7 protein-coding genes are annotated in these 6,749 nt (G+C 35.4%); 2 read left to right on the top strand and 5 right to left on the bottom strand.

Features of this window, described 5'->3' with window-relative positions:
* Positions 1-629 (bottom strand): glutamine synthetase III (locus SA378_RS01855; RefSeq protein ID WP_318524289.1); only part of this gene is annotated, 629 nt, incomplete at its 3' end.
* 255 nt (positions 630-884) lie between these two features.
* Between SA378_RS01855 and SA378_RS01850 the strand changes: the two genes are divergently transcribed.
* Positions 885-2,204: a glutamine synthetase family protein gene (locus SA378_RS01850; protein ID WP_318524288.1), complete on the top strand. Its 1,320-nt coding sequence runs from the start codon at positions 885-887 to the stop codon at positions 2,202-2,204.
* Between the two features lie 30 nt (positions 2,205-2,234).
* Positions 2,235-2,804, top strand: a complete 570-nt coding sequence (locus tag SA378_RS01845) for an ANTAR domain-containing response regulator (protein WP_318524287.1) — start codon at positions 2,235-2,237, stop codon at positions 2,802-2,804.
* Positions 2,805-3,061: 257 nt separating this feature from the next.
* Here SA378_RS01845 and gatB read toward each other — a convergent pair whose 3' ends face one another.
* The 4 genes from gatB to SA378_RS01825 form a co-directional block, all read right to left on the bottom strand.
* Complete coding sequence (gatB, locus tag SA378_RS01840; protein ID WP_318524286.1) at positions 3,062-4,477, bottom strand: Asp-tRNA(Asn)/Glu-tRNA(Gln) amidotransferase subunit GatB; 1,416 nt, start codon at positions 4,475-4,477, stop codon at positions 3,062-3,064.
* Positions 4,474-5,931 carry an Asp-tRNA(Asn)/Glu-tRNA(Gln) amidotransferase subunit GatA gene (gene gatA / locus SA378_RS01835; RefSeq protein WP_318524285.1) on the bottom strand — a complete coding sequence of 486 codons (1,458 nt, stop codon included), beginning with the start codon at positions 5,929-5,931 and terminating at the stop codon, positions 4,474-4,476. The genes gatB and gatA overlap by 4 nt, the downstream gene beginning before the upstream one ends.
* Positions 5,932-5,944: 13 nt before the next feature.
* Positions 5,945-6,250: an Asp-tRNA(Asn)/Glu-tRNA(Gln) amidotransferase subunit GatC gene (locus SA378_RS01830; protein WP_318524284.1), complete on the bottom strand. Its 306-nt coding sequence runs from the start codon at positions 6,248-6,250 to the stop codon at positions 5,945-5,947.
* A 9-nt stretch (positions 6,251-6,259) separates the two neighbouring features.
* On the bottom strand, positions 6,260-6,749 hold a 490-nt coding region (locus SA378_RS01825; RefSeq protein WP_318524283.1), incomplete at its 5' end, for an amino acid--tRNA ligase-related protein.

Genomic DNA, 6,749 nt, shown 5'->3' with positions numbered 1-6,749 from the left:
TAATAATAGTCTCGATCGATCAAGAAGTATTCCTGTTCTCCACCGAGCGTGGCATAAGCCATCTTGCCTTTGCTGTTAATCCCAAAGAGTTGGCCCAACCGGCAAACCTGTTTGGATAAGGCCTTCATGGAACGCAAAAGAGGGGTCTTTTTATCCAGGGCCTCGCCGTGATATCCAATAAAATATGTCGGGATACAAAGCGTTGCTGGCTTAGGCCCGTGCTTGATAAATGCCGGGCTCGTCGGATCCCAGCCTGTATAACCCCTAGCTTCAAATGTTGAGCGAAGTCCTCCTGATGGAAAGCTTGATGCATCCGGTTCACCTTTAATCAATTCTTTACCTGAAAATTCCATTATTACTTTGCCGTCAGATGTCGCTGATATAAAGCTGTCATGCTTTTCTGCGGTAATTCCTGTCATCGGCTGAAACCAATGTGTAAAATGTGTTGATCCTTTTTCAACAGCCCAATCCTTCATAGCATTTGCAACTACATTTGCAACGTTTAAATCAAGGCTTTTCCCTTCATTTATTGTCTTCTTAAACGCTTTGTAAGTATCTTTAGGCAATCTTTCTTTCATTACATCATCATTAAATACCATGCTACCAAAAATTTCTGAAATGCTACTCATAATTACCTCCGCTTATACAAAAATAAAGAAAGGCGCTCTAGGTAAAACCTAAGCGCCTTTGCTGATTTATAGACGAATTTTATACTATATAGTTTAAGTTGTCAAGTATTTTTTTAAATAAAAAATCACTTGACATATCATTGCAATTATAATATAATTTCGAAAAATATACATGGACAAAGGCGTTCATTACAACACTGTTAACCAATTGTGCTGTAATGGACCTTTTTTTATAAATCGCTCGGAGGTAGCAATATGAAATACACAATGAATGAAGTTTTACAATTTATTAATGATAATGATGTTAAATTTGTGCGTCTTTCTTTTTGTGATATATTTGGTACTGTTAAAAATATTTCTATTTTATCCGAGGAACTTCCCCGCGCTTTTGAGAGCGGAATTTCCTTTGATGCCTCATCTATTAGAGGATTTTTGAATATAGAAGAATCTGATTTGTTTTTGTATCCGGACCCATCAACATTGGCTATATTGCCATGGAGGCCGCAACAAGGAAGGGTTATTCGTTTTTACTGCGACATAAAATATCCTGACGGTACTCCTTTTGAAGGAGACGGAAGAGCTATTTTGCAAAGGGCAGTTGATAAAGCCCACAGCTTAGGTTATAAAATTGAAATAGGTTCTGAATGTGAATTTTACCTGTTCGAAGAAGATGAAAAAGGTTATCCAACAAAGGTTCCTCATGATAATGCAAGATATTTTGATGTAGCACCTCTAGACAGAGGTGAAAATGTGCGTCGTGATATAAGTCTCACATTGGAACAAATGGGAATTCTTCCTGAATGCTCTCACCATGAGCAGGGACCCGGACAAAATGAAATTGACTTTAAATACAGTGATGCAATGTCTGCAGCAGATAACCTTGTTACATTCAAATCTGTTGTAAAAACTATTGCACATCTAAATGGACTTTATGCTTCGTTTATGCCTAAGCCTTTAAAGGATTTCAGCGGAAGCGGACTTCATATAAATATGTCTTTACTTAAAAACAATATTAACTTATTTGATAATATTCAAAATAATCATTCTAGAGAAGCTGAAAGTTTTATTGCAGGCATATTAAATCGAATAAAAGAAATCACAGTTTTTTTAAACCCTCTTACAAATTCCTATGACCGTTTTGGAAGCCACTCTGCTCCTAAATTTGTAACTTGGTCTTATCAAAACCGGTCACAGCTTATTCGTATACCTGCAGCAAGTGGAAAATATTCAAGAATGGAACTTCGTTCTTCTGATCCAAGCTGCAATCCGTATTATGCGTTTGCTCTTTTAATATATGCCGGCCTGGAAGGAATCGAAAATGAATTGGAGCTTAAAAGCCCTGCGAATTTAAATCTGTACCAAGCTGATGAAGAAACTGCAAAACTTTATGATACTATTCCTGATACATTGGAAAAAGCAATTGATTGTGCAATAAAAAGCGACTTTGTTGCGAAATATTTACCTGGAAAAACTTTAGCAAAGTTCTTGGCAGCTAAAACGGATGAATGTAAGCAATGTGAAAAATCAAAAAACAAGGAAGAATTTGAACACAATACTTATTTTTACACTATTTAGCTTAAGTTATAAATGACAGGTGGTGATTTCATGAATAGTGTACTCATTGTATCGAGTTCCGACAAAGGTATTGAGCTGTTAACTCAACTACTAAATGCTAATGCTCCGTCTTCAATCACTTCAGCAACTAACAGCAGTGAGGCAAGAAGGCTATTAAATAATTTCGAATATGACTTAATCATTATAAATGCTCCTCTAAAAGATGAGTTTGGAGATAATCTTTCTACGACTATAACTGAAATCAGCGCTTCAGGAGTAATACTTGTTGTAAAAAGCGAAATTGCTGATGACATATCAGCTAAAGTTGAGGATTACGGTGTCTTAGTTGTATCTAAACCCATTATGAGGCCTGTATTTTTTCAATCCTTAAAACTAGCTCTTGCTTCTAAAAAAAGAATCTCATGTTTGAAAAATGAAAATATTCATTTGCAGCATAAACTTGAAGAAATCAGGATTGTTACAAGAGCTAAATGTGTTCTCATACAATATCTTAACATGACTGAGAATCAGGCACACCGCTATATTGAAAAGCAAGCAATGGATATGAGAACAACAAGAGAAGAGATCTCTCAAAGAATTTTAAAAACATATGAAACGTAACATTCAATGGGTAAACTATGCTTAAAGGTAGAAACCTTCACTACCATTAAAAAAAACAAACAGTATTCGACATTTCGACTTGTCGAATACTGTATCTTAAAATTATATTTGTATTTTCACTAAAAAGAGAGAATACGCAAAATTATTTGCACGGCCAATTATGAGATTCTTCGGGCCAAAGGCTCAGAATGACACGATAATAATCACTAATGCAACAGCCCCAATACAATGCTAATCTATTGTTTTTTTATTGCTGTCTACTGCTTAATCAATTGTTTTACTATCTCTGTTGCCAAGGCGGCGTCAGCTTTGCCCTTTGTTTCTTTCATTATGAATCCAATGATAGATCCAATCGCTTTTTCTTTTCCTTTTAAATATTCACTGACAGCCTTTTCATTTGCTGCCACTGCTTTTTCACATATGCTTCTGAGTGCTTCTTCATCTATTCCTTCCATATCACTTTCAGAAACAAACTCCATGACAGGCTTTCCTGTATCAATCATTTGTTCAAGAGCATTTCTTGCCATATTTGAAGTGAGTTTTTTGTTTTCCACCAAAATTACAAGCTCATTTAAATATTGTGGAGGAATTGAAATATTGCATTCTTCCTTTTCTTCTTCAGTTGATAATCTTCTGAATATTTGACTTAACATAAAGTTTGAAACTGTTTTTTTGTTTTCTACACTTTTGCTTGCTTTTTCAAAATATTCAGCAATTTTCTTGTATTTAATTAATAATTCGGTATCGTCATGAGGCAATCCGTATTCTTCAGTGAATCGTCTCATTTTTTCACGAGGAAGTTCAGGAAGATTGCTCTTGTAATTTTCAATTTCTTTGTCAGTGACAGAAATAGTAACCAAATCAGGGTCTCTGAAATACCTGTAGTCGTCAGCATCTTCTTTTCCGCGCATGCTTTCAGTGATGTTTAAATCAGAGTTGTACCTTCTTGTTTCCTGAACAATTTTGCCGCCGCTTTCAAGAATGTCAATTTGTCTGTTGAATTCATATTCCATTGCTTTTGCTATGAAATTAAGTGAGTTCATGTTCTTTATTTCTGCTCTTGTTCCAAATGCTTCTGCTCCGTTTTTTCTCACAGAAATATTAACATCGCATCTAAGAGATCCTTCCTGCATTTTAACATCTGAAACTCCTATATATTTCATTATGAGTCTTAACTTTTCTATATATTCAACTGCTTCATCAATGCTTCTGATATCAGGTTCTGATACAATTTCTATGAGAGGTACCCCTCCCCTGTTGTAATCAATGTATGTATCTCCCCTTTGATGAACGAGCTTGCCTGCATCTTCTTCAATATGAATACGCGTAATATTTATATTTTTTCCGGATGACAATGTAATAAATCCACCTTCACAAAGAGGCTTATCATATTGAGATATTTGGTAAGCTTTAGGTAAGTCAGGATAAACATAATTTTTACGGTCCATTTTAGAAATATTTCTAATTTTGCAGTTTGTGGCAAGTCCTGCCTTAACAGCATATTCAACAACTGCTTTATTCAGTTTCGGTAAAGTTCCGGGCAGTCCGATACACACAGGACAGCAATGTGTATTTGGTTCTCCTCCAAATTCTGTAGTGCACTGGCAGAATATTTTAGTTTTAGTTGAAAGTTCAATGTGCGTTTCTAGTCCGGCAACGAGTTCCCAGCTCATAGTCTCACCCCTGTCTCTAATTCTTTATATATATCATTTTTTATAACTTTTTCATATTGATAAGCTGCATTTAGTATTTTAGCATCTTCAAAGCTGTTTCCTATGAGCTGCATTCCAATTGGAAGGTTTTTGCTGTCAAATCCACATGGAATTGAAACAGCCGGAAGTCCTGCAATGTTTATCGGCACTGTGCATATATCAGTTAAATACGTTTCAATTGGATCTTTTGTGCTGAAGTTTAATTCAAAAGCTGTCATAGGAACGGTTGGTGCAAGAATAACATCGCATGACTTAAATGCATCCTTGAATGCTTTCACAATAGCTCCTCTGAGCTTTTGAGCCTTCTTGTAATAAGCGTCAAAATATCCTGCGCTTAAAACGTAAGTTCCAAGCATTATTCTCCTTTGAACTTCTTTTCCAAATCCTTCGCTTCTAGTTTTGCATATCATGTCGTTTAAATCATTGTAAGCTGGTGTTCTGTATCCGTAGCGAATTCCATCATATCTTCCTAAATTTGATGAAGCTTCAGCACATGCAAGAATGTAATAAACAGGAAGAGCATATTTTATTTGTGGAAGATTGAAATACACTATTTCAGCTCCTAATTCTTCATATACTTTAATTGCACTTTCAATAGACTCTTTAACATCATCTTTAATGCCTTCGAAATATTCTTTAGCAATTCCTATTTTCATCCCTTTAATACTGTCATTTAATGAGCTTACTGTTTTTGCTTTGCTGCCTTGAGATGTGGCATCCTTACTGTCATATTGAGAAATTGCATCATAAATGATTGCAGCATCCTCTACATTAGAAGTAATAGGTCCTATTTGATCCAAACTTGAAGCGTAAGCAATCAAGCCATATCTTGATACAGTTCCATAAGTAGGCTTTAATCCAACCAATCCGCAAAAGCTGGCAGGCTGTCTTATGGACCCACCTGTGTCAGATCCAAGACCATATACGGCTATGTTTCCTCCTACAGCTGAAGCAACTCCTCCTGAACTTCCTCCTGCAACGTGCTTGATGTTGTGAGGATTTAAAGCACCTCCAAAGCAGGATGTTTCGCAGGATGAGCCCATAGCAAACTCATCCATGTTTGATTTTCCTAAAAGCACTGCATTTTGACTTTTCAATATATTCCACACTGTTGCATCATAAATAGGAACATATCCTTTTAATATGTTTGAACAACACGTTGTTTCAATGTCCTTTGTGGATATGTTATCTTTCAATGTCATAGGAATTCCTTCCAAAGGCATCAGAGTTTCACCTCTGGCAATTTTTTCATCCACTTTTTTTGCTGTTTCCAATGCTTTTACATTAGTTACATTAACAAATGCATTGAGTATTTTATTTTCTTTTTCTATATTATCAAGGTATTTTTGTGTTAATTCAGTACAGGATATTTGTTTTGATTGTAAAAGATCGTTTAAATATTTTATTTTACTCATCTCAGTTTCACTCCTATTTACTCGAACGATCAAGTCGTTCTCTGCCTTTAACAAGAAAACAGCCATCAATACCACCGTCTCTGTTTTTCAATATTAGCTCTCGGTCAAAGGATTCCAATATCTCATCTTCATGAAATGAATTTGTTATGTTGTTTATATCATCAAAATCTTCCAGTTCTCCATCTTCAACAGCTGAGTTGATTGTATCCGCAAATTTGATTATTTCTGCCATATCCTTTGTTAAAGATTCAATTTCATCATCTTCCACAGAAAGTTTGGCAAGTTTAGCTATTTTTATAATATCATCCCGTGTTACCATAGTATCCTCCTACCTGATTTTTATATGAACTTCTCTAAGTTGTTGTTCTGTAACTTGACATGGAGCATTGGTCAATAAGTCCTGAGCATTGCTGTTCATTGGGAATGCAATTACTTCTCTTATGTTTTCTTCACCGGTTAAAAGCATTACTATTCTGTCAATTCCAGGTGCCATTCCTGCATGAGGAGGAGCTCCGAATTTAAATGCATTAAACAGTGCAGCAAATTTTGTTTCAAGATCCTTTTCAGTATATCCTGCTATTTCAAATGCTTTTATCATTATATCCAAATCGTGGTTTCTTACTGCTCCTGATGAAAGTTCAATTCCGTTACATACAATATCGTACTGATATGCAACTATGTCAAGAGGATCTTTTTCTAACAATGATTTCAAGCCACCTTGAGGCATTGAAAATGGATTGTGAGTAAATCCAACATTTCCTGTGTTTTCATCAATTTCATACATTGGGAAATCTACAATGAAACACATTTCAAATTTG

This window comes from Sedimentibacter sp. (assembly GCF_033447055.1).
In the GTDB taxonomy this organism is placed as follows: domain Bacteria; phylum Bacillota; class Clostridia; order Tissierellales; family Sedimentibacteraceae; genus Sedimentibacter.
The sequence above is the reverse complement of the archived record's forward strand: the minus strand, read 5'-3'. Positions and strand labels throughout refer to the sequence as shown.

What these genes read in the sequence shown, in the direction of transcription:
- SA378_RS01845 (WP_318524287.1), top strand. Translation starts at nt 2,235, where the DNA reads ATGAATAGTGTACTCATTGTATCGAGTTCCGACAAAGGTATTGAGCTG.
- SA378_RS01830 (WP_318524284.1), bottom strand. Translation starts at nt 6,250, where the DNA reads ATGGTAACACGGGATGATATTATAAAAATAGCTAAACTTGCCAAACTT.
- gatB (WP_318524286.1), bottom strand. Translation starts at nt 4,477, where the DNA reads ATGAGCTGGGAACTCGTTGCCGGACTAGAAACGCACATTGAACTTTCA.
- SA378_RS01850 (WP_318524288.1), top strand. Translation starts at nt 885, where the DNA reads ATGAAATACACAATGAATGAAGTTTTACAATTTATTAATGATAATGAT.
- gatA (WP_318524285.1), bottom strand. Translation starts at nt 5,931, where the DNA reads ATGAGTAAAATAAAATATTTAAACGATCTTTTACAATCAAAACAAATA.